At 68.0% G+C, this 22,947-nt stretch carries 23 protein-coding genes and 1 tRNA gene; 19 read left to right on the top strand and 5 right to left on the bottom strand.

Annotated elements, in window-relative coordinates:
* Positions 1 to 2 precede the first annotated feature (2 nt).
* From AC6H2I_RS16670 to AC6H2I_RS16655, 4 genes are read left to right on the top strand one after another with little or no spacing between them, the layout of a single operon-like run.
* A complete protein-coding gene (locus AC6H2I_RS16670) occupies positions 3 to 1,322 on the top strand; it encodes a restriction endonuclease subunit S (protein WP_497501905.1) in 1,320 nt (439 codons plus the stop codon).
* 1 nt (position 1,323) lies between these two features.
* A complete protein-coding gene (locus tag AC6H2I_RS16665; protein WP_497501798.1) occupies positions 1,324 to 1,935 on the top strand; it encodes a hypothetical protein in 612 nt (203 codons plus the stop codon).
* Positions 1,936 to 1,954: 19 nt separating this feature from the next.
* Complete coding sequence (locus tag AC6H2I_RS16660) at positions 1,955 to 5,059, top strand: type I restriction endonuclease subunit R (protein ID WP_497501797.1); 3,105 nt, start codon at positions 1,955 to 1,957, stop codon at positions 5,057 to 5,059.
* Complete coding sequence (locus tag AC6H2I_RS16655) at positions 5,019 to 5,816, top strand: hypothetical protein (RefSeq protein ID WP_497501796.1); 798 nt, start codon at positions 5,019 to 5,021, stop codon at positions 5,814 to 5,816. The genes AC6H2I_RS16660 and AC6H2I_RS16655 overlap by 41 nt, the downstream gene beginning before the upstream one ends.
* Here AC6H2I_RS16655 and AC6H2I_RS16650 read toward each other — a convergent pair.
* From AC6H2I_RS16650 to erpA, 5 genes are all read right to left on the bottom strand, one after another.
* Positions 5,790 to 6,614 (bottom strand): IS5 family transposase, encoded by an 825-nt coding sequence (locus tag AC6H2I_RS16650; protein WP_497501795.1) that lies wholly within the window; start codon positions 6,612 to 6,614, stop codon positions 5,790 to 5,792. The two genes, AC6H2I_RS16655 and AC6H2I_RS16650, sit on opposite strands and share 27 nt — an antisense overlap.
* Before the next feature lie 297 nt (positions 6,615 to 6,911).
* Positions 6,912 to 7,002 (bottom strand) — tRNA-Ser (locus tag AC6H2I_RS16645).
* A gap of 97 nt (positions 7,003 to 7,099) precedes the next feature.
* Positions 7,100 to 7,672, bottom strand: a complete 573-nt coding sequence (locus tag AC6H2I_RS16640) for a hypothetical protein (protein ID WP_497501794.1) — start codon at positions 7,670 to 7,672, stop codon at positions 7,100 to 7,102.
* Positions 7,673 to 7,757: 85 nt separating this feature from the next.
* Positions 7,758 to 8,552, bottom strand: coding sequence for an exodeoxyribonuclease III (locus AC6H2I_RS16635; protein ID WP_497501793.1), 795 nt, complete (start codon positions 8,550 to 8,552; stop codon positions 7,758 to 7,760).
* Positions 8,553 to 8,571: 19 nt separating this feature from the next.
* Entirely contained in the window at positions 8,572 to 8,937 is a 366-nt protein-coding gene (gene erpA / locus AC6H2I_RS16630) for an iron-sulfur cluster insertion protein ErpA (RefSeq protein ID WP_497501792.1), read from the bottom strand.
* Positions 8,938 to 9,105: 168 nt separating this feature from the next.
* On the opposite strand from erpA, the gene AC6H2I_RS16625 reads away from it, so the two are divergent.
* From AC6H2I_RS16625 to AC6H2I_RS16555, 15 genes are all read left to right on the top strand, one after another.
* Positions 9,106 to 10,314 (top strand): deoxyguanosinetriphosphate triphosphohydrolase, encoded by a 1,209-nt coding sequence (locus tag AC6H2I_RS16625; protein WP_497501791.1) that lies wholly within the window; start codon positions 9,106 to 9,108, stop codon positions 10,312 to 10,314.
* Positions 10,315 to 10,330: 16 nt separating this feature from the next.
* Entirely contained in the window at positions 10,331 to 12,085 is a 1,755-nt protein-coding gene (gene argS, locus AC6H2I_RS16620; protein ID WP_497501790.1) for an arginine--tRNA ligase, read from the top strand.
* On the top strand, positions 12,082 to 13,038 hold the full coding sequence (locus tag AC6H2I_RS16615) for an SPOR domain-containing protein (RefSeq protein ID WP_497501789.1): 957 nt from the start codon (positions 12,082 to 12,084) through the stop codon (positions 13,036 to 13,038). Before argS ends, AC6H2I_RS16615 begins: the two co-directional genes overlap by 4 nt.
* On the top strand, positions 13,025 to 14,059 hold the full coding sequence (nagZ, locus tag AC6H2I_RS16610) for a beta-N-acetylhexosaminidase (RefSeq protein WP_497501788.1): 1,035 nt from the start codon (positions 13,025 to 13,027) through the stop codon (positions 14,057 to 14,059). Before AC6H2I_RS16615 ends, nagZ begins: the two co-directional genes overlap by 14 nt.
* A 14-nt stretch (positions 14,060 to 14,073) precedes the next feature.
* On the top strand, positions 14,074 to 14,751 hold the full coding sequence (locus AC6H2I_RS16605) for a site-2 protease family protein (protein WP_497501787.1): 678 nt from the start codon (positions 14,074 to 14,076) through the stop codon (positions 14,749 to 14,751).
* A gap of 8 nt (positions 14,752 to 14,759) precedes the next feature.
* Positions 14,760 to 15,599: a segregation and condensation protein A gene (locus AC6H2I_RS16600; RefSeq protein WP_497501786.1), complete on the top strand. Its 840-nt coding sequence runs from the start codon at positions 14,760 to 14,762 to the stop codon at positions 15,597 to 15,599.
* Positions 15,600 to 15,615: 16 nt separating this feature from the next.
* On the top strand, positions 15,616 to 16,251 hold the full coding sequence (gene scpB / locus AC6H2I_RS16595) for an SMC-Scp complex subunit ScpB (protein ID WP_497501785.1): 636 nt from the start codon (positions 15,616 to 15,618) through the stop codon (positions 16,249 to 16,251).
* A 202-nt stretch (positions 16,252 to 16,453) separates the two neighbouring features.
* Positions 16,454 to 17,743: an ABC transporter ATP-binding protein gene (locus tag AC6H2I_RS16590; protein WP_497501784.1), complete on the top strand. Its 1,290-nt coding sequence runs from the start codon at positions 16,454 to 16,456 to the stop codon at positions 17,741 to 17,743.
* A gap of 102 nt (positions 17,744 to 17,845) precedes the next feature.
* A complete protein-coding gene (locus tag AC6H2I_RS16585; protein WP_497501783.1) occupies positions 17,846 to 18,088 on the top strand; it encodes a twin-arginine translocase TatA/TatE family subunit in 243 nt (80 codons plus the stop codon).
* A 71-nt stretch (positions 18,089 to 18,159) separates the two neighbouring features.
* Complete coding sequence (tatB, locus tag AC6H2I_RS16580; protein ID WP_497501782.1) at positions 18,160 to 18,714, top strand: Sec-independent protein translocase protein TatB; 555 nt, start codon at positions 18,160 to 18,162, stop codon at positions 18,712 to 18,714.
* Positions 18,711 to 19,523, top strand: coding sequence for a twin-arginine translocase subunit TatC (gene tatC, locus AC6H2I_RS16575; protein WP_497501781.1), 813 nt, complete (start codon positions 18,711 to 18,713; stop codon positions 19,521 to 19,523). Before tatB ends, tatC begins: the two co-directional genes overlap by 4 nt.
* 140 nt (positions 19,524 to 19,663) lie before the next feature.
* Positions 19,664 to 20,932, top strand: a complete 1,269-nt coding sequence (gene serS / locus AC6H2I_RS16570; RefSeq protein WP_497501780.1) for a serine--tRNA ligase — start codon at positions 19,664 to 19,666, stop codon at positions 20,930 to 20,932.
* Positions 20,932 to 21,714 carry a 5'/3'-nucleotidase SurE gene (gene surE, locus AC6H2I_RS16565; RefSeq protein ID WP_497501779.1) on the top strand — a complete coding sequence of 261 codons (783 nt, stop codon included), beginning with the start codon at positions 20,932 to 20,934 and terminating at the stop codon, positions 21,712 to 21,714. The genes serS and surE overlap by 1 nt, the downstream gene beginning before the upstream one ends.
* Positions 21,711 to 22,391 carry a protein-L-isoaspartate(D-aspartate) O-methyltransferase gene (locus AC6H2I_RS16560; protein ID WP_497501778.1) on the top strand — a complete coding sequence of 227 codons (681 nt, stop codon included), beginning with the start codon at positions 21,711 to 21,713 and terminating at the stop codon, positions 22,389 to 22,391. The genes surE and AC6H2I_RS16560 overlap by 4 nt, the downstream gene beginning before the upstream one ends.
* Positions 22,391 to 22,947 (top strand): LysM peptidoglycan-binding domain-containing protein (locus tag AC6H2I_RS16555; RefSeq protein ID WP_497501777.1); only part of this gene is annotated, 557 nt, incomplete at its 3' end. The genes AC6H2I_RS16560 and AC6H2I_RS16555, both read left to right, overlap by 1 nt.

Genomic DNA, 22,947 nt, shown 5'->3' with positions numbered 1-22,947 from the left:
CCATGGCCTACGAGGACTACCGGGATGCCAATTCCCGATGGGTCGACCGTATCCCGGCCCACTGGCGCATCGAACGACTGAAATTTGTCGCTCGGCCTCAGGCGAGCAACGTGGACAAGCATAGCAAGGGCGACGAAATCCCGGTCCGTCTGTGCAACTACACTGACGTGTACAACAACGCACAGATCATCGCCGACATGGACTTCATGGAGGCAACGGCCACACAGGCCGAGATCGACAAGTTCGCATTGACAGACGACGAGGTGATTATCACCAAGGACTCAGAATCTTGGCAGGACATCGCCGTTCCCGCGCATGTGCCGAATGCCATCGAGGGCGTTCTCTGTGGATATCACCTCACTCAGATCCGGCCGGATCAGGAGCAGCTTGATGGCCGATATCTTTACTACCAGCTCTGTTCGGCGGCACTAAACAGACAGTTTCAGGTGAAGGCTAATGGCGTCACGCGCTTTGGCCTTCCTGCCTATCATATCGACAATGCGGAAACAGTGATCCCGCCTATTGATGAGCAGCGCAAGATTGCTCGTTTTCTCGATCACAAACTTGGCCAAATTGAAGCGCTGATTGAAAAGAAGACGAAGCTCCTTGAGCAGATGGAGGAGCAGCGCTCCTCTGTTATCACGCGGGCGGTCACTGAAGGGGTAGATCACCCGGACGCATATCAAGAAACAGGATTCGCCTGGCTCCCCAAGGTACCGGCGAGTTGGTCATTCAAGCGCTTGCGCTTCTTGTTGCGTGAACCTTTGATGTACGGAGCTAATGAAGCAGCCGAATTTGAGGAGCCAGATTGGCCGCGATTCATCCGTATTACCGATGTCCACGCAAATGGCACCCTGCGGCCAGAAACCTTTAAGTCATTGCCGCCTGAGGTCGCTACTCCGTACAAGCTTGTAGCAGGAGATATCCTTTTAGCCCGAAGCGGAGCAACTGTCGGAAAGAGCTTCAAGTATGATGACAGCTGGGGAGCTGCAGCTTTTGCAGGATACTTAATTAGAGCAAGATTTGATCCGGAATTTGCGGATTTCTTGACGTGGTATCTTCGATCCCAACCTTACTGGGAATGGGTGAAGGGGAATTTCATCCAAGCCACCATACAAAACATTAGCGCAGAGAAATATTCCAATCTTTGGGTACCGGTTCCACCAAAGGCGGAGCGGGAACATATCGTCGCCCACATTGAAACCGAAATGGAACAAATCGAACGAGTTCGCCAAAGCATAGATAAAGCAATTGTCTGCCTTGCCGAATACAAGGCATCGATCATAACAGCAGCCGTCACAGGCCAGACCAAGGTGGTCTGAAATGACCATCAACGCCCGGGGATATCTCGACCACCTGAAGGTCTACCTGAACACCGCCTGCTACGGGAAGACCTGCCTTGCCAATGAGTCCCGCGGGATCGGGGAGAAGCAGCTCGTTCTTTCGGAGAAGGTCGAAGGTACCCGCCGCCGACGCAAGGTGACGCTCGGCTTTGACGACGACGCCTTCGCCATCAAGCTGGATCAGGGCAACGATCCGCTGTTCCACTTCCTGACGAACGGTGATGGTCATCTCTGGTCTCGCCGGTGTGACTTCGTCGTCTTCGAGCGCCGGGGTGAGCGGCTCCATGCCCATTGCATCGAGTTCAAGGAAGCCTCGACCCGGATCCCGGTCGACAACATTTTTCTGCAGCTCAAGGCCGCCGAGGCCTGGTGCCGCAGCCTGCATAAGATCCTTGGCGCCTATGTCGACGAGGCAAAAAGGCTCAACTTGTCGTGTTACGTCTTCACCGGGTGCCAGAACCCGGCTCCGGATCTGGACGACACAGGGAAGTATTTGAGGAAGCACCCGTCGATCCGGCACTATCTTTTCGACGAGGCCGACGGGATGAATCTGAAGGACCTGGAGAATTCGACTGTAAAGGTCATTCAATAATGGGACGGGAGGGGCCGGTATGAGCGTTCACAAGGAGATCCGGTTCGAGGAGGCGATCGAGGTTGCGCTCACCACCGAAGGCGGCTTCGAGAAGGGCGCCCCCGGCTCGTTCGACGCGGAGCGCGCCCTTTTCCCGGAAGACGTGATCGAGTTCATCAAGGAGTCGCAGCCTGCGCGCTGGCAAACGCTGGTTGATTTCCACGGCGCAAGTGCGGCCGATGCTCTTCTGACGTCGCTTACAAAGGAGCTGGCCTCCAAGGGCGTGCTGAACGTCCTGCGACACGGGTTCAAGTGCTTCGGCAAGACCTTCCGCCTCGCCTATTTCGCACCCAACACGGGCATGAATCCCGAGGCGACCGCGGATTTTGGGAAGAACCGTCTGCGCGTCTATCGCCAGGTGCACTTCAGCGAGAAGCGGCCTGAGCTCTCCCTCGATGTGGTGCTTGCGGTGAATGGCCTGCCGGTCGTTACGATGGAGCTGAAAAACCCCATGACGGGGCAGACGGTGGAGCATGCCAAGCGGCAGTACCGCTTCGACCGAGACCCGAGGGAACCGATCTTCGCGTTCAAGCAACGGGCGCTGGTCCACTTCGCCGTGGATCCGGACCTCGTGTTCATGACGACGAAACTGGCTGGCAAGGAAACCGTGTTCCTGCCCTTCAACCGTGGGGACAACCACGCGGCCGGGAACCCGCCCGCCCGGCCGGGAAAGTACAAGACATCCTACCTGTGGGATGAAGTTCTGACGCGCGACAGCCTGATGGACATCCTGGCGCGCTTCCTTCACCTGCAGGTCGAAGAACGTCAGGTGGTGACGGACAAGGGGATCAAGCGCCACGTCAAAGAGACGATGATCTTCCCCCGCTACCACCAGATCGACGCGGTTAGGCGGCTTGTTCAGGATGCCAAGGCCAAGGGATCTGGCCACAACTACCTGATCCAGCATTCCGCCGGGTCGGGCAAGTCGAACTCCATCGCCTGGCTCGCGCACCGGCTGGCGAGCCTACACGACGACAAGGACCAGAAGGTTTTCGACACGGTGGTCGTCATCACCGACCGCCGCGTCCTCGATCAGCAGCTGCAGGACACGATCTATCAGTTCGAGCACAAGCAGGGCGTCGTACAGAAGATCGACGAGAACACGCAGCAGCTTGCGAAGGCGCTCTCCGGAGGCGTGCCTATCGTCATTTCGACGATCCAGAAATTCCCGTTCATCACGCAGGCGCTGGAGACGCTCGCCAAGAAGGGTGAGAGCGTTGAGGTCAGCACCGAGGGCAGGCGGTTCGCTGTGATCGTCGATGAAGCGCACAGCTCGCAGAGTGGCGAGACGGCGATGGAGCTCCGCAAGATCCTCAACAAAGAAGGCATCGAAGCGGCGGTCGCGGCCCAGCTTCTCGACCTCGAGGAGGACGATCTATCCGACGAGGCGAAGCAAGAACTCCTCCGGGAGATGCTGAAGCGACCGTCGCAGCCCAACATCAGCTTCTTCGCATTCACAGCGACGCCGAAGTTCAAGACGCTGGCGGTTTTCAACGAACCGGGGCCAGACGGAAGACCGCCCTTCCACCACTACAGCATGCGGCAGGCGATCGATGAGGGCTTCATCATGGACGTCCTCGCTCACTACACGACCTACAAGACCTACTATGGTCTCATCAAATCCGTCGAGGATGACCCGGACGTCCCCCAGCGGAAGGCTGCGAAGGCCCTCGCTCGCTTCATGAGCCTGCATCCGCATAACATCGCACAGAAGGTCGAGGTGATCGTTGAGCACTTCCGCCAGTTCACCAAACACAAGATCGGCGGACGAGCCAAGGCAATGGTGGTGACGGGCTCACGGTTGCACGCGGTGCGCTACAAGCTCGCCTTCGACAAGTACATTCGCGACAAGGGTTATACCGACATCCGATCCCTCGTCGCATTCTCGGGAACAGTGATCGATCCGGACATTCCGGATTCGCAGTACACCGAGGTCGGCATGAACCGCGGCACCAAGGAGAGCGAACTCCCCGACAAATTCGCGTCGGAGGAATTTCAGGTGCTTCTTGTGGCGGAAAAGTACCAGACCGGCTTCGATCAGCCCCTGCTTCACACGATGTATGTCGACAAGCGCCTTGCCGGTGTGCAGGCGGTCCAGACGCTATCCCGACTAAACCGGGTCACGACGGGCAAAGAGGATACCTTTGTGCTCGACTTCGTGAACGAGCGCGACGAGATATTTAACGCCTTCAAGCCCTACTACGAGGTCACGCCCACCGGTGAGGCCAACGATCCACACCAGCTTTACGATCTGAAAAATCGGCTGGAAGAATGGCGTATCTTTGAGGATCGCGAGATCAACGCCTTCTGCGACATCTGGTTCCGAAACCGCAAGGAACCGACCCCGGGAGATCATCAGAAACTGAACGTCATTCTGGACGAGGCTGTTCAGCGATACTTGGAACTGAGCGAAGACGATCAGGGTCAGTTCAAGGGGAAGCTGTCGAGCTTCCGAAAACTCTATGCGTTCCTGTCGCAAATCATCCCGTATCAGGACTCTGATCTGGAAAAGCTCTACACCTACAGCCGCTTTTTGCTGACCAAGTTGCCGCTGAATCCAGACGATCGTGACTACCAGGTCGAAGACGATGTGGCCCTCAAGTTCTACCGCCTACAAAAAATCAGCGAAGGAGCAATCGATCTTAAGGCAGGTGAGCCCGACCCGTTGAAGGGGCCGACTGAGGTCGGCACAGGAAAGGGCTACGACGAAGATGTCTCGCTGTCCTCACTCATCAACAAGCTGAATGAGCGGTTCGGGACCCAATTTACGCCAGCTGATCAGTTGTTTTTCGACCAAGTGACCGAAACTGCCGCCGCGAACGAGAAGCTTCAGGAGGCAGCACGCGTAAACACGCTTGAAAACTTCTCTTTTGTTTTCAACAAAATGCTTGAGGGTCTGTTCATTGAACGGATGGAGGGCAACGAGGAGATATTTACGCGGCTGATGAACGACGATTCCTTCCGAGGCATTGCGACCGAGCACCTCGTCCGAGAGGTTTATCAGAAGATCCGCGGAGGTGTCGAACAGGCTGGAGATCCAGCCAATGGCGCTGCCTCATCACCGGGCACGCGCGCGAAAGGGTGATACGATGGGACTTAATCTCGCCAAAACCGTCGTTGATTTCCTCGCCAGCCGCCCGGAACAGAAGTTCACGGCACGCCAGATAGCTCAATGGATTTTCGAGGAATATCCGAGCGAATGTGAACAGAAAAAGATCAACAGCACCTTCATCACGAGTGATGCGGATCTGATTCAGCAAATTGTTGCGGAAATAGATTCACAGCGACCTGCGCTGCAAAAGCGTAACCCACAAGTCAAAACGACTGAAGGTCGGCCCCGGCAGTACTATTGGACCACGAAGACGGACCAAGCGGAGGTGGATGAAGCCGAAACCGAGGGAAAAGAGTCCCCACTTATTTCGGGCGCCGCCTCACTCAAGGAGAGCGATCTTTATCCAGTCGTTTCGGAGTATCTATGGTCAGAACTCGGGATATATTCAAAACGTATAGACGAAAGGAAGTCTTCGAATAAGCAGGGACCGAGGGGAAATAAGTGGCTTTACCCGGACCTCGTCGGAATGGAAGATCTGACGGCTGATTGGCACCATGAAATCAAGGGTGCGGTCAAAGAATACGCGGATAAAAAGACGAAGCTGTGGTCTTTCGAGGTAAAGTTACTGCTGAACAGATCGAATTTGAGAGAAGCCTTCTTCCAGGCGGTTTCAAATTCCTCCTGGGCAAATTTTGGCTACCTCGTTGCCGCCGAGGTCGAGGGGGCGGACACTATGAAAGAGCTGAGAGTCCGTTTGACAACCCTATCTGTGGCAGACTCGCCGGAGTAGCAGGCTCGCCATAGCGAGTTGAATCATGCCGCCGGAGACGTCGATCCTGGCTTCGTAGTCGCGGACAAGACGTCGCCAGCGGGTCATCCATCCGAAGGTCCGCTCGACCACCCACCGCCGCGGCACGACCTTGAAGCCTGGTTCGGTATCGGTTCGCCGGACCACCTCGATGGTAAAGTCGAGAAAGGCGGCCTTGTCCAAGAGCTTTTTGCGGTCATAGGCGCTGTCGGCGAAGAGGTGCTTCATCCACGGCCAGCGCTGACGCATTGCGTCGAGGATCTTCTGGGCTCCGGCTGAGTCGGAGATGTCGGCGGTGGTCAGGTTCATCATCAACAGGCGGCCATCGGTGTCCACCGCGATGTGCCGCTTGCGCCCTTTGATCTTCTTGCCGGCATCGTAGCCGCGCTCCTTGCCTGCGGGTGCCTTCACCGACTGGCTGTCCACAACTCCCGCGGTTGGGCTCGCTTCACGGCCGGCAAGTTCACGGTCGATCATCAACACCACGTCGTGGATCGTCTGGAACAGCAAGCGCCGAAGGAGACGTCGAAACCACCAATACACCGTCTGCCACGGCGGGAAGTCCTTTTGTAACAGCCGCCAGCCACAGCCCGCCCGAGCCAAATAGCGCAGCGCATTCAAGATTTCCCGCAGGTCGACCACCCTCGGGCGCCCCGTGCGCGCCTGCTTCGGCATCAGCGGTTCTATCATTGACCATTCCTCATCGGTCAGGTCCGTCAGATACCGCGTCGTCTTCTTCTCGATCTTGGCCATCCGGCCGCGCGTCGCTTCCGTCCACATAGGAAGGTTGAATCATAGCACGCCGCCGGTGCCAATCGTTTTCAAACGGTCTCTTAGACCACTCACCCTATCCCATTCCAAGCAGTCACCGCACCATGGTGAAGGCGTCCTTTCGCCCTGCAACACGATTCATCGAGCGGGCTTGTGTGCGGATGCCAGCGCCAGCCGCGCCGGCGCCCAAGATAGGACACGGATGGCTTGTTGCTTCCTTGTTGCCTCCCCGACCCCAAAAATGTTGACGACACCGTGGCGTGGCCCTAGGGCCTGTCAACATTTTTGCCTTACATGTGAGGGAGTTGGCGGATGGGGTGGGATTCGAACCCACGGTGGGCTGTTAACCCACGGCGGTTTTCAAGACCGCTGCCTTAAACCGCTCGGCCACCCATCCTCACAAGCACGCCGCCGGTTGTAGGGGCCGCGCCGGGAACGGTCAAGGGGCGGGGCAGGGCCGGCCACGTTCGGGCAAACCCGTTCGGGCGAACGCGTCAGGGCCGGATCGGTCGGCCCAGGCTGCGCAGCCGCCGGGTCGGCTTGGGCATCGACGGGGTGTCGGAGAAATCGGGCAGGCTGGGGGCGCGGGCCAGGGTCTTGCGGATCAGCGCCACGGTGTCGTCCAGCTCGACCAGCACGCTGTCCGGGAAGCGGCCGGCGAGGTGCGGCCGGGTCAGCTTGGTGCGCAGCTCGTCCAGGTTCCGCAGCTCCGGCTCGAACAGCTCGCGGGCGCCGATGGGGAGCACCTGGTCGTCGCGCATGGCGGCGAAATAGGTGCGCATGGAGGTGACCAGCAGCGTCGTCAGCAGGACGTCCAGGCGCTCGAACTCGGCCTGCAGGTCCTCCAGGCGCTGGTCGGTGGCGGCGCGCATGCGCTCCTCGGTCAGGGCGAGCAGGGCGCGCACCTCCTCCACCTTCCGGCGGAAGTCGAGGAACGAGGCGAAGCGGTCCTCGGCCATGTCGCGCTGCGCCCGCCCGGCCAGGGCCATGGCGTCGCGCGCCTGGGCCTCCAGCGCGCGCAGCAGCTCACGGACCTCCTCGCGGCTGTAATCGCGCCTCCACACCATGGTCCCGTCCCGCTGCCGTGCCCCACCCTCCTAAGTGCGTGGCGACCGCTTAACAAATGTTTTATTCGAAAATCTCACGCAAATGTCACGCATCGGTCCCGTCGGCCGGCGCGCCGGCCAGCTCCAGCACCACCGGGGTGTGGTCCGACGCCTTTTCGGCGCTGCGCGGGCGGCGGTCGATGGTGCAGCCGGACAGGCGGTCGGCGGCCTGGGGCGACAGCAGGAAATGGTCGATGCGCAGGCCGCGGTTGCGCGGCCAGCCGCCGGCCTGATAGTCCCAGAAGGTGTAGGCCTCGTCGTCGTCGTGCAGCGCCCGGTAGGCCTCGGTCAGGCCCAGGTTGACCAGGGTGCGGAACTTCGCCCGGGTCTCCGGGCGGAACAGCGCGTCCTCCGTCCACTCCGCCGGGGCGTAGACATCGCGGGGCTCGGGGATGACGTTGTAGTCGCCGCCCAGGACGAAGGGCACCTCGCGCGCCAGCAGGCCGCGGACGTGGTCGGTCAGGCGGTCCATCCAGCGCAGCTTGTAGGCGTACTTGTCGCCCGGCGCGGGGTTGCCGTTGGGCAGGTAGAGCGAGGCGATGCGCAGCCCCCCGACCGTCGCCTCGACATAGCGGGCCTGGGCGTCCTCGGGCTCCCCCGGCAGGCGCTCCAGCACGTCCTCGGCCGGCTGGCGGGACAGCAGGGCGACGCCGTTGTAGGCCTTCTGCCCCACCGCGGCCACGTGGTAGCCGAGCGCCTCGAAGGCCGCCGCGGGAAAGGCGGCGGTCTCGCACTTGATCTCCTGCAGCAGCGCCACGTCGGGCGTCTCGGTGCGCAGCCAGTCGACGATCAGCGGCAGCCGCGCCTTCGCCGAGTTCACGTTCCAGGTGGCGATCCTCACGTCGGTCGGGTCCGGTCCGTCAGACGCCGAAGGAGGTGCCGCAGCCGCAGGACGACGTGGCGTTGGGGTTCTTGATCTGGAACGAGGCGCCCATCAGGTCCTCGACGTAGTCGAGGGTGGCGCCGTTCAGCAGGTCGAGCGAGCAGTCGTCGGTGACCACCCGGGTGCCGGCATGCTCGAACACGATGTCGTCGTCGTTGACCGCGCTGTCGAAGGAGAACCCGTACTGGAAGCCGGCGCAGCCGCCCCCCGACACGGTCAGCCGCAGCATGCTGCCGGCCGTGCTCTCCTGGACCGCCAGGGCGGCGACGCGCCGGGCCGCGCTGTCGGAGATGTGAAGCACCCGGTCGGTGGTCGCCGGCTGCGCCGTTGCCGTGTCGCTCATGATCGCCATCCCTTGCTGCATCGCGGTCGAAGATCTCAGGGAATGTATGCCGTCGGTGCCATTTCGCAAAGGGGTGCGCGCCGGGGCGGCGCCCGGCCGGCCGGCGGCCGGCGTTGCCCTGGGGCATGATGGTTGCCCGGCGATGCCGCGAACGCTAGTGTCCGCGCCATGAGCCAGACCGCGCACCCCTGGGGACCGCTGCCCCCGGCGCCCTTCGCCTGCCACCCCGCGGCCAGCCGCGGGCGGCTGGTGGCCGAGCCGGACAGTCCGACGCGCTCGTGCTTCCAGCGCGACCGCGACCGCATCGTCCATTCCGGTGCCTTCCGCAAGCTGAAGTATAAGACCCAGGTCTTCGTCTACCACGAGGGCGACTACTACCGCACCCGGCTGACCCACAGCCTGGAGGTGGCGCAGATCGCCCGCTCGATCAGCCGCGTGCTCGGCCTGAACGAGGACCTCGCGGAGGCGCTGGCGCTGGCCCACGACCTCGGCCACACGCCGTTCGGCCACGCCGGGGAGGTGGCGCTCGACGCCTGCATGGCGCCCTATGGCGGGTTCAGCCACAACGACCAGACCCTGCGCATCCTCACCCGGCTGGAGCGCCGCTACGCCGCCTTCGACGGGCTGAACCTGACCTGGGAGACGCTGGAGGGGGTGGTCAAGCACAACGGGCCGCTGCTGCCGCTGCGCCCCCACGCCCGCCTGCCGGTGACCATCGCCGCCTTCCAGGACGTCCGGGACCTGGAGCTGGCCACCCAGCCCGGGGCGGAGGCCCAGGTGGCCTCCCTGGCCGACGACATCGCCTACAACAACCACGACATCGACGACGGGCTGCGCGCCGGGCTGTTCACCCTCGACGAGGTGGCCGAGCTGCCGCTGCTCGGCCCGATCGTCCAGGAGGTGCGCACCCGCCACCCCGGCCTGGAGCGGGGGCGGGTGATCCACGAGACGGTGCGCCGCCTGATCGACGCCATGGTCGGCGACCTGCTGGCCGAGACCCGCCGCCGTCTCGCCGACCTGGGGCCCGACAGCGCCGCCGCCGTGCGCGCCGCGGCGGCGCCGGTCGCCGCCTTCTCGGAGCCGATGCTGGCGGCGCAGCGGCCCTTGCGCGCCTTCCTGAAACAGCGCATGTACCGGCACTACCGGGTGAACCGGGAGATGAGCAAGTGCAAGCGCGTCGTCACCGCCCTGTTCGACCTCTTCCTGGCCGAGCCGAACTGCCTGCCCACCCAGTGGCAGGCGGAGCTGGCGGCCTGCGGCGAGGAGGGCGATCTCGGCGTGCGGGCGCGTCTCGTCGCCGACTACATCGCCGGGATGACCGACCGCTTCGCCCTGGCCGAGTATGGCCGGTTGTTCGACATGGACGCCAAGACCTGACCGCAAGATCGGACCGATGAACATCTTCAAGGCCTTCGAACACGACATCCGCGCGATCCTCGGCGACCTGGCGGCCGAGGGCGTCCTTCCGGCCGGCCTCGACACCGCCCGCGTCACCGTCGAGCCGCCGCGCGAGGCGGCCCACGGCGACCTCTCCACCAACGCCGCCATGGTTCTGGCCAAGCCGGCGCGGATGGCGCCGCGCGGCCTGGCCCAGGCGTTGGCCGCGAAGCTGGAGGCGCGGGCCGATGTGGTGTCGGTGGAGATCGCCGGGCCGGGATTCGTGAACCTGCGCCTCGACCCCGCGGTCTGGCGCGCCCGCGTCGCCGACGTGCTGGCCGCCGGCACCGCCTACGGCGACAGCGACCTGGGCGGCGGTGCGCCGGTCAACGTGGAGTACGTCTCGGCCAACCCGACCGGCCCGCTGCACGCCGCCCACGGCCGCGGCGCGGTGTTCGGCGACGCCCTGGCGGCGCTGCTGGAGAAGGCCGGCCACGCGGTCACCCGCGAGTACTACATCAACGACGCCGGCGCCCAGGTCGACGTGCTGGCCCGCTCGACCTTCCTGCGCTACCGCGAGGCGCTGGGCGAGGACGTCGGCACCATCCCCGCCGGCCTCTACCCGGGCGAGTACCTGAAGGACGTGGGTGAGGCGCTGGCCGCCCGGGATGGCGCGCGCTGGCGCGACGCCCCGGAGGCGGAGTGGCTGCCGGCCTGCCGCGCCTTCGCCATCGCCCGGATCATGGAGTGGATCCGCGAGGACCTGGCGGCGCTGGGCGTCGCCATGGACGTCTACACCTCCGAGCGCGCCCTGGTCGAGGCGGGTGCCGTCGCCACCGCGCTGCGCACCCTGGAGGAGCGCGGCCTGATCTACGTCGGCGTGCTGGAGCCGCCCAAGGGCAAGACCCCCGAGGACTGGGAGCCGCGGCCGCAGACCCTGTTCCGCTCCACCGGCTTCGGCGACGACGTCGACCGGCCGCTGAAGAAGTCCGACGGCTCCTTCACCTACTTCTCCAACGACATCGCCTACCACCACGACAAGCACGCGCGCGGCTTCGCCACCCTGATCGACGTGTGGGGCGCCGACCACGGCGGCTACGTCAAGCGCATGCAGGCGGCGACCACGGCGATCACCGGCGGCGCCGCGGCGCTGGACGTCAAGCTGTGCCAGCTCGTCCACCTCATGCAGAACGGCGAGCCGGTGAAGATGTCGAAGCGCGCCGGCACCTTCGTCACCCTGCGCGACGTCATCGACGCCGTGGGCAAGGACATCGTGCGCTTCATCATGCTGACGCGGCGCAACGACCAGACCCTGGACTTCGACTACGACAAGGTCAAGGAGCAGTCGAAGGACAACCCGGTCTTCTACGTCCAGTACGCCCACGCCCGCTGCCGCTCGGTGCTGCGCCACGCCGCCGAGGCGCTGCCCGGGCGCGACCTGTCGCCGGCGGCGCTGGCGGCGGTCGACCTCGCCGGCCTGGCCGACGAGGCGGAGATGACGCTGATCAAGCGCATGGCCCTGTGGCCGCGCCTGGTCGAGGCGGCCGCCGAGGCCCACGAGCCGCACCGCGTCGCCTTCTACCTCTACGACCTCGCCTCCGACTTCCACGCCCTGTGGAACCGGGGCCGCGACGACTCCACCCTGCGCTTCCTGCTGGCCGACGACGAGCCGCTGACCCTGGCCCGCCTCGCCATGATCTCCGCCGTCGCCACGGTCATCGCCTCGGGGCTCGGCGTCATGGGGGTGGAGCCGGTCGAGGAGATGCGATGACACGCTACGACGCCGACCTCGGCCGCGAGGCGGGCGCCGGCTTCGGCGGCTACGCCGACGCCTACGGGGACCGCCGGCCGGCGGCCCGCCGCAACCGCACGGCGCTGGCCTTCGCCGCCTCGGCGGCGGCGGTGGCGCTGTTCACCGGGGTGATCGTCGTCGCCTTCGGCGGCGGCGGCGACGGCGTGGTCCACGGCGGCGGCGTGCCGCTGATCCAGGCGGACCGGACGCCCGTCAAGCTGCGCCCGGAGGACCCCGGCGGCATGGAGGTCCCCTACCAGGACAAGCTGGTCTACCAGCGCCTCAACCCCGGCCCCAACCGGCCGACGGTGGAGCGCCTGCTGCCGCCGCCCGAGCAGCCGCTGCCGCGCCCCGTTGTGGCGCCGGCCCTGCCGCCGGTGCCGGCCATCCCGACGCCACCGCCGATCGCCCAGATCGTGCCGCCGCCGGGCGCCACCGCCACGGTGCCGCGCGACACGGCGGGGGAGGAGATTCCGCCCGCCGCCACCTTGCCGATCACCGCCATTCCGCTGGCCCCGGCGGCGCCCCCGGAATCGCTGGACGCGGGGGACGGAGCCGGCATCGCCGGCCTGGTCGCCAGCCTGTCCGACGGCGACGCGCCGGCCGTGGAGGCGCCGCCGCCGCCGGCCCCGGCCCGGACCGCCGCGCTGCCGGCCAAGCCGCCACCAGCCGCGGCCGCCGCGGCGGGCGGCTGGCGGGTGCAGCTCGCCTCGGTGCGCAGCCAGGCCGAGGCCGAGGCCGAGTGGAAGCGGCTGGCCGGGCGCTACGCCGATGCCCTGGCCGGGCTGGCCCCGGAGATCTCCCGGGCCGACCTGGGCGAGCGGGGCATCTACTACCGGGTGCGCGGCGGCACGGTCGACGAGGCGCGGGCGCGGGCGATCTGCGCCGCGCTGAAGAGCCAGAGCGTGGGGTGCGTGGTTGTCCGCCCCTGACGCGCCCCGCGCCGTCGTCCTGGGATGCGCCGGCCCGGCGCTGAGCGACGCGGAGCGCGCCTTCCTCGGGGCCGCCGATCCCTTCGGCTTCATCCTGTTCCGCCGCAACTGCGAGACGCCGGGGCAGGTGCGCGCCCTGGTGGCGGCGCTGCGCGCGGCCGTCGGTCGGCCCGACGCGCCGGTGCTGATCGACCAGGAGGGCGGCCGGGTGGCGCGCCTGCGCCCGCCGGGCTGGCCGGCCCACCCGCCGGCCCGCGCCTTCGGCGCCCTGGCCGAGCGCGACCCGGCGGCGGGGCGGGAGGCGGCGCGGCTCAACGGCCGGCTGCTGGCGCACATGCTGGCCGACGTCGGGGTGAGCGTCGACTGCGCGCCGGTGTGCGACGTGCCGGTGGACGGCGCCCACGACATCATCGGCGACCGTGCCTTCGCCCGCGATCCGGCCCTGGTCGCCGACCTCGCCCGGGCCACCGCGGACGGGCTTCTGGACGGCGGAGTGCTGCCGGTGATCAAGCACGTGCCCGGCCACGGCCGGGCGGTCGCCGACAGCCACGCCGAACTGCCGGTGGTGGATGCCCCGCTGGCGGCGCTGGAGGCCACCGACTTCGCCCCGTTCCGCGCCCTCGCCGACCTGCCGCTGGCGATGGTCGCCCACGTCGTGCTGACGGCGCTGGACCCGGACCGCCCGGCCAGCACGTCGCCCGCCGTCATCGGCGGCTGGGTGCGCGGGCCGGCGATCGGCTTCGACGGGCTGCTGTTCAGCGACGATCTGTCGATGGGGGCGCTCAGCGGCGACGCCGGGGAGCGCGCCCGCGCGGTGCTGGCCGCGGGCTGCGACGTGGCGCTTCACTGCAACGGCGACATCGACGAAATGACGGCGGTGGTGGAGGCGGTGCCCGCGCTCGGCGACGCCGCGCTCCGCCGTTGGAACCGGGCGCGGGCGTTGTGCCGCACCCCCGCGGCGGTGGACGCCGCCGCCCTGCGGGCGCGCATGGACGCGCTGCTCGCCGGCGCATCGGCCTGAAGGAGGGCCCGATCTTGGAGGAAATGATCTTCCGCATCACCGCCGTCGCCATCCCGGCGATCCTGGCGATCACGATGCACGAGGCCGCCCACGGCTTCGTCGCCGCCCATTACGGCGACGACACCGCCAAGCGGCTGGGACGGGTCACCCTGAACCCGTTCCGCCACATCGACCCCCTGGGCACGGTGCTGCTGCCGGCGCTGATGTACTTCACCACCGGCTTCGTGTTCGGCTGGGCCAAGCCGGTGCCGGTCAATTTCCACCGCCTGCACAACCCCCGCACCGATATGGTGTGGGTGGCGCTGGCCGGCCCCGGCACCAACATCGTGCTGGCGATCCTCTCCTCCTTCCTCGCCGGATTCGTCGACGCCGACGCCGGCCTGTTCCAGCTCTGGCTGAAATTCATGCTGCAGGTGTCGGTTCTGGTGAACGTCATCCTCGCGGTCTTCAACATGATCCCGATGCCGCCCCTGGACGGCGGGCGGGTGGCGGTCGGGCTGCTGCCGGATGCCCTGGCCTTCCCGCTGGCCCGCATGGAGCGCTATGGCATTCTGGTGCTGCTCGGGGTGCTGTTCCTGCTGCCGCTGATCGGCGGCGAGCTGGGGATCGACCTCAACGTCTTCTCCTGGATCGTCTGGCCGCCGGTCGAATGGCTGATCGGCCTGATCGAAGGCCTGACCGGCAACTCGTGAGGGTCGCCATGGCGGGGGGCGTGGTCCGGGACGAGGGGGGGGAGCGGCCGCGGGCGGCCGAGCAGCTCGTCCTCGACCTCGACGGGTACGAGGGGCCCATCGACATGCTGCTGGCCCTGGCGCGCGACCAGAAGGTGGACCTCACCACCATCTCCATCCTGCAACTGGCCGACCAGTACCTGGCCTTCGTCGCCGAGGCCGGGCGGGTGCGGCTGGAGCTGGCCGCCGACTATCTGGTGATGGCGGCGTGGCTGGCCTACCTGAAGTCGCGGCTGCTGCTGCCGGAGCCCGACCAGGAGGAGCCGCCGGCCGAGGAGATGGCCGCCGCGCTCGCCTTCCAGCTCCAGCGCCTGGAGGCGATGAAGGCGGCGGCGGCGCGGCTGATGGAACGGCCGAGGCTGGGCCAGGATGTGTTCGCCCGGGGGGCGCCGGAGGATGTGGACGTGGCCCGGACGTCGGTCTACCAGGTCACCCTCTACGACCTCCTGCGGGCCTATGGCCAGCACAAGCGGCGCAAGGATTCCGCGGTGCTGCACGTCGAGCCGATGCGGCTCTATTCGATCGAGGACGCGGTGCAGCGCCTGTCGGGGCTGCTCGGCCGCATGCCCGAGTGGGCGACGCTGCAAAGCTTCCTTCCCGCCGGGGGCGGGCGCGGCAGCTTGCTCGACCGCTCCGCCCTGGCCGCCCATTTCGCGGCGGCGCTGGAACTGGTGAAGGCCGGGCAGGCCGACCTGCGCCAGGACACGCCCTTCGGTCCGATCTGGATGCGCCAGCGCGAGCCGGGCACGGCGGGCGGGGAGGGAGAAGGCGGGGAGGGAGAGGACGGGGAAGGGGAGGACGGGAAATGACGCCGATGGGGCCGCCATGATTCGCGAAGTGACCGACGCCAGCGCCGTCGAGGAGCGCATCTTCCGCCTGCGCCTGCTGGAGGCGCTGCTGTTCGCCTCCGCCGACCCGGTGGCCGAGGAGTCCCTGGTGGCCCGCCTGGGCGAGCAGGCCGACGTGCCGGCCCTCCTGGAGGAACTGCGCCAGCACTACGCGCCGCGCGGCGTCAACCTGGTGCGCAGCGGCGCCGGCTGGGCCTTCCGCACCGCGCTCGACCTGGCGCCCCACATGCGCCTGGAGGAGGAGGTGGCGCGCCGCCTGTCGCGCGCCGCCATCGAAACGCTGGCCATCATCGCCTACCACCAGCCGGTGACCCGGGGCGAGATCGAATCGATCCGCGGCGTCGCCACCGGCAAGGGCACCCTGGACCTGCTGATGGAGCAGGGCTGGGTGCGGCCGGGCAAGCGGCGCGAGACGCCGGGGCGGCCGCTGACCTGGCTCACCACCGATCATTTCCTCGACCATTTCGGGCTGGAGAGCCTGCGCGACCTGCCCGGCGTCGAGGATCTGCGCGCCGCCGGCCTGCTCGATTCCCGCCCGGTCCTGTACGGGGTCGGGGCGCTGGACCGCGACGGCGACGGCCCGGCCCGCACCGGCGACGAGTCGGACGACTGACCCCGTGCCGCCGCAGCGGCGGCGGCGGCGGCGCCGTCGCGGACCGCCGGTTCGATTCGACCGGCGGGGCGTCGCGGGTCTTGCGAAATGCCGCGGTTTGATCTGCGTCATTGAGGCGGGGGTTCCTTGGCGGGGACGATTGCCCTATTGTCACTGAGAACCATTCTCATACGTTCCGCCGCCGCAGGGATGAGCCGATCTCATGGACAGCAGCGCCTTCGCCGACCGCCCCGAGGCTCCGCGCGACGGGGACGAGCGCCCCGCGGGCCTGCGCAGCGCCGTGCGCACGCGCGCCGCGGCATGGTTCGGCCGCGGCGGCGCGGCGCCCTGCCAGGCCGCCCCGGTCACGGTGCGGGACGATGGGCGCAGCGATGCCTCCGGGCCGCGCGCCGCGCCGACCGCGCTGCCGCGCGAGGCGCTGGGGCTGGAGGGGGTGGTGCACCGCTACGGCGCCAAGCTGGCGGTCGACGGGGTGGATCTGTCCATCGCCGCCGGCGAGATCGTCTGCCTGTGCGGCCCGTCCGGCTGCGGCAAGTCGACGATGCTGCGCATCGCCGCCGGGCTGGAGGCGCTGCAGGCCGGGGTGGTGCGGATCGGTGGCCGCCAGGTCGCGGCCCCCGGGGCCGAGGTCCCGCCCGAGCGGCGCGGCATCGGCCTGGTGTTCCAGGACTACGCCCTGTTCCCCCATCTCTCGGTCCTCGACAACGTGCGATTCGGCCTGTCGGGGCGGGCGGCGGCGGCGCAGCGGGAGCGCGCGCTGGCGGCGCTGCGGCAGGTGGGCATGGCCGACTACGCCCAGGCCATGCCCCACCACCTCTCCGGCGGCCAGCAGCAGCGCGTCGCCCTGGCCCGGGCGCTGGCCCCCGACCCCGCGGTCCTGCTGCTGGACGAGCCGTTCTCCGGCCTCGACGCCCGCCTGCGCGAGCAGGTTCGCGACGAGACGCTGCACGTGCTGAAGCAGAACGGCGCGGCGACCATGCTGGTCACCCACGATCCCGAGGAGGCGATGTTCCTGGCCGACCGCATCGCCCTGATGCGCGATGGACGGATCGTCCAGGTCGGCTGCCCGGTCGACCTCTACACCCGGCCGGCAGACCCGTACGCCGCCGCCTTCTTCGGCGAGGTGAACCGCCTGCCGGGCGTGGCGCGGGCGCGCCACGTCGACACGGTGGTCGGCCGGCTGGACGCGCCGGAGGGGGCGTCGGACGGTGCGGCGGTCGAGGTCCTGGTGCGGCCGGAGGCCCTGCGGCTGGCGCCGGTCGCGGCCGACCTGCCGCCGGGCGGGTCGCTGCCGGTGCTGGCCCGGGTGATGGCGGCGCGCCTGCTCGGCCGGACCAGCCTGGTGCACCTGTCGATCCCCGACGGCGCCGGGCGGGCCGTCCACCTTCACGCCCGGATGCCCGGCCAGTTCCTGCCGGCGGAGGACAGCCACGTCGCGGTCACATTGGATCGCGCCCAGGCCTTCGTCTTTGCGGCCTATGACCCCACATAGGACGGGAAGCCGCACCACGCGGGTTCCCACGTTGCGGCGGCAGGGGCTTTCTGCCATAGTGCCGCACCGATCCGGGGCCGCATCGTTCAGGAACACAGCACCATGGGATTTACGAGTATCTGGCACTGGCTCATCGTTCTGGTGATCGTTCTTCTGCTGTTCGGCGCTGGCAAGCTGCCGAAGGTGATGGGCGACATGGCGAAGGGCATCAAGAACTTCAAGGCGGGCCTGAAGGACGAGGATGAGGGCGACAGCGCCGACGCCGGTGCCAAGGTCCTGCCGAACCAGCCGGCGCCGCCGGCCGCCGATCAGGGCGTGAAGAAGGACGAGGCCGCGCGCACCTGATCGGCGCGTCACGTCGACCTCACATGTTGGGCGCGGCGCCTGCGGGCGCCCGCGTGTAAGCCCGAGGAACCATGTTCGACATCGGCTGGCCGGAATTGATGGTCATCGCCGTCGTGGCCCTGCTCATCGTCGGACCCAAGGACCTGCCCAAGGCCATCTACGGCGTGGGCAAATGGGTCCGCAAGGCCCGCATGGTCGCGCGCGAGTTCCAGACCCACCTCGACGACATGATGCGCGAGGCGGAGCTGGACGACTTGAAGACGCAGGCGCTCAAGGCGCGCGACTTCAGCGTGACCCGCGAGCTCGAGAAGGCGATCGACCCCGACGGGAAGATGAAGACGGCCTTCGACATGCCGTCGGCCGGGACGGTCACCGGCACCGCCCCCGCGGATGCGGCGGCGGCCCAGCCGGTGCCGGCGACCGAGCCGCCGGTGACGGCGCCGCCGGAGACGCCGGCGGTTCCGCCGCCGGACACGCCGCCCCCGGACACGCCGCCCCCGGACACGCCACCACCGCGCATGCCGGTTCCGGCGCAGGCCGCGCCGGCGCCGGAGTCGGAGCCGCTCCACCCTTCGTCGCCCCCGGCGGCCTCCGCGCCGCCCGCCACACCGGATAAGCCAGCGTGACAACCCCCGTGGCCACGGACGAAAACGACGAGCTGGAAGACAGCAAGATGCCGCTGATCGATCATCTGATCGAGCTGCGGAACCGTCTGATGTATGCGATGCTGGCGCTGATCGTCGCCTTCGTGCTGTGCTACGCCTTCGCCGACCGCATCTATGCGTTCCTGGTGCAGCCGTTGGCCGACATCCTCGCCGGCCAGAACCGGCGGATGATCTACACCGGCCTGACCGAGGCGTTCTTCACCTACATCAAGGTGGCCTTCTGGGCCGGCGCCTTCCTGTCCTTCCCGATCATCGCCAGCCAGGTCTGGATGTTCGTGGCGCCCGGACTCTACAAGCACGAGCGCAAGGCCTTCCTGCCGTTCCTGGCGGCGACGCCGATCCTGTTCTTTCTCGGCGGGGCGATGGTCTACTACTTCGTGTTCCCGTTGGCCTGGCGCTTCTTCCTCGGTTTCGAGACCGGGGCCCTGCCCGAGCCCGGCGCCCTGCCCATCGAGTTCGAGGCCCGCGTCGGCGAGTACCTGTCGCTGGTGATGTCGCTGATCTTCGCCTTCGGCGTGGCCTTCCAGTTGCCGGTTCTGCTGACCCTGCTGATCCGCGCCGGGCTGCTGAGCACCGAAGCGCTGCGCGCCAAGCGCCGCTACGCCATCGTCTTCGTCTTCGTGGTCGCCGCGGTCCTGACGCCGCCCGACGTCATCTCGCAGGTCGGTCTGGCCGTGCCGATGATGGCGCTCTACGAGATCTCCATCTGGATCGGCGTGGTCATCGAGAAGAAGCGCGCCGAGCGCGAGGCGGCGGGCGAGGCGGCCTGACCGACGCTCTCCCTCGCGCGGCCGTGGGGGAGGGCGGACGGGGCCGGGCCGCCCCCGCGACCCCGCGGGCGGGGGTCTGGATTTGTCCGGCCATGGGGACTATAACCGGCGTCCCGATCCTTTTTTCCTATGCCGGTTCCATGCACGACCTCCGCGCCATCCGCGACAACCCCGACGTCTTCGACCGTGGCCTCGGCCGGCGGGGCCTGCAGCCCATGTCCGCCGTGGTGCTGGACCTGGACACCCGGCGCCGCGCGGCGCAGACCCGCATGCAGGAGATGCAGGCGCGGCGCAACGAGGCGGCCAAGGAGATCGGTCTGGCCAAGCGCGAGGGCCGTGACGCCCAGCCGATCCTCGACGAGATGGCCGAGCTGAAGGTGCGCCTGCCCGAGGCCGAGGAGCAGGAGCGCGCCATCGGCGCCGAACTGGAGGCGCTGCTGGCCTCGCTGCCCAACCTGCCGGCCGGGGACGTGCCGGACGGGCCGGACGAATCGGCCAATGTCGAGGTCCGGCGCTGGGGGGAACCGCGCCCGGCGGCCGGCGCCAAGGAGCATTTCGACCTGGGCGAGGCCTTGGGGCTGATGGACTTTCAGGGCGCGGCGGCCATGTCCGGGGCGCGTTTCACCGTGCTCAAGGGCGGCCTGGCGCGGCTCGAGCGGGCGCTCGGCCAGTTCATGCTCGATCTGCACACGGCCGAGCATGGCTACACCGAGGTGGCGCCGCCGCTGATGGTCCGCGACGCCGCCCTGTTCGGCACCGGGCAACTGCCGAAGTTCGCCGACGACCTGTTCCGCACCACCACGGACCACTGGCTGATCCCGACCTCCGAGGTGCCGCTGACCAATCTGGTGGCCGACCAGATCGTGGCGCTGGAGGATCTCCCCGTCCGCTTCACCGCGCTGACCCCGTGCTTCCGGGCCGAGGCCGGGTCGGCCGGGCGGGACACCCGCGGCATGATCCGCCAGCACCAGTTCTGGAAGGTGGAGATGGTCTCGGTCGCCCCGCCCGAGGGGTCGGAGGCCGAGCACGAGCGGATGACGCGCTGCGCCGAGACGGTGCTCCAGCGCCTGGGGCTGCCCTACCGGGTGATGGCCCTGTCCACCGGCGACATGGGGTTCTCGGCCCGCAAGACCTACGACATCGAGGTGTGGCTGCCGGGGCAGGGCGCCTATCGCGAGATCTCCAGCTGCTCCAACTGCGGCGACTTCCAGGCCCGGCGGATGAAGGCGCGCTGCCGCTCCAAGGGCGACAAGAGCACCCAGTTCGTGCACACCCTCAACGGCTCCGGCGTCGCCACCGGGCGGTGCCTGATCGCCGTGCTGGAGAACTACCAGCAGGAGGACGGGTCGATCGTCGTGCCCGAGGCGCTGCGGCCCTACATGGGCGGGCTGGAGAGGATCACCGGCTGATGTTCGACCTGCCGCTCGACCTCGCCGGGGCGCGCATCCTCGTCACCAACGACGACGGCATCAACGCCAACGGCATCGCCGTGCTGGAGGCGATCGCCCGCACCCTCAGCGACGACGTGTGGGTGGTGGCGCCGGAGGCGGAGCAGTCCGCGGCCAGCCATTCCCTGACCATCCACCGGCCGTTGCGCCTGCGCAGCCTGGCCGAGCGGCGCTACACGGTGGACGGCACGCCGACCGACTGCGTGCTGCTGGCGATCAACCACATCCTCAAGGAGCGGCCACCGACGCTGGTGCTGTCCGGCATCAACCAGGGCTCCAACATCGGCGAGGACGTCACCTATTCCGGCACCATCGCCGCGGCGATGGAGGCGACGCTGCTGGGCGTGCCCGCCATCGCGCTCTCCCAGCACATGGAGAACCGCATGGCCCCGGACTGGGCCACGGCCGAGCGCTGGGGGCCCGCGGTGATCCGCAAGGCGGTGACCGTGGCCTGGCCGAAGAACGTGCTGCTCAACGTCAACTTCCCGGCCGTGGGCCCCGACGCGGTGACCGGCGTCCAGGTGGTGCGCCACGGCAAGCGCAAGATCGGCGACGAACTGATGGAGCGCACCGACCCGCGCGGCCGCCCCTACATCTGGATCGGCACCCAGCGCGGCGAGGCCGACATCGGCGCGGACACCGACATCCACACCGTGTTCAACGGCGGCATCTCGGTGACGCCGCTCTACCTGGACCTGACCCACACCCAGACCCTTGCGACCCTGAAGCAGGCCTTCGCGTGACCATCGACGCCCGCAAGATCCGTCTGATCATGGCGCTGCGGCGGTCCGGGGTGACCGACACGCGGGTGCTGGGCGTGATCGAGCGGGTGCCGCGCGACCTGTTCGTGCCGGCCTCCTTCCACGATCAGGCGTGGGAGGACACCGCGCTGCCCATCGACCTTGGCCAGACCATCAGCCAGCCGCTGATCGTCGCCCTGATGACCCAGGCGCTCGACGTGGACGACCGCCACAAGGTGCTGGAGATCGGCACCGGCTCCGGCTACCAGGCGGCGGTGCTGTCGCGGCTGTGCCGGCGGGTCTACACCATCGAGCGGCACCGGCCGCTGCTGCACGAGGCGGAGCGGCGGTTCCAGGCCCTGCATCTGCACAACATCACCACCCGGCACGGCGACGGCACCCGCGGCTGGGCCCAGCAGGCGCCCTTCGCGCGCATCATGGTCACGGCCGCCGGCGGCCCGGAGCCGCCGAAGGACTTGACGGATCAGCTCGCGGTTGGTGGTGTCATGGTGATTCCGCTGGGCGGCGGCTACGGCGAGCAGCGTGTCGTCCGCATCCGGCGCACCGAAGCCGGTTTCGATCGGGAGGATCTGTGGCCCGTCCGTTTCGTTCCGCTGTTGTCCGATCAGCCCCGCGAGCCGGCCGCCGAAACGGACGCGGACCAGGCCCGGCGGGCCTGATGCCGGGCCGGCGCTCCATCGCCGCCCTGCTGCTGGGCGTCTGCGCGCTCGGCGCGTGCCAGCGCACCGGGGGGCCTGCGCCGGTCACCGTGGTCAGCCAGGCCGCCGATTCGGTGGCGGGGACGGTGATCGTGCAGAAGGGCGACACGCTCTACGGCATCGCCCGGCGCTACGGCGTGCCGCTGCGCGACCTCATCGAGGCCAACAACGCCGCGCCGCCCTACCTGCTGGAGGTCGGCGACCGGCTGATGCTGCCGCGCCTGCGCCTCTACACCGTGCAGCCCGGCGACACGGTTTATGGAATCTCCCGCATGGTCGGCGCCGGCATGGACGAGCTGTCGCAGATCAACGGCCTGCAGGCGCCCTACGCGGTGCAGGCGGGCCAGCAGCTGCGCCTGCCCGCCGACCGCGGCGGGGTCGAGGTGGCGCAGGACTGGTCGCCCGGGGCGCCGCCGGCCGGTCCGGTCCGGGTGGCCGCCGCGCCGCCGCCGCCGGCCGCCCCGGCGCGGCCGGCCACCGCCGGCGGGCCGATCGCGCTGACACCGGCGCCCGCGGC

It is taken from the genome of Azospirillum sp. NS33 (assembly GCF_059703765.1).
This window is presented reverse-complemented; position numbering and strand designations above follow the sequence as displayed.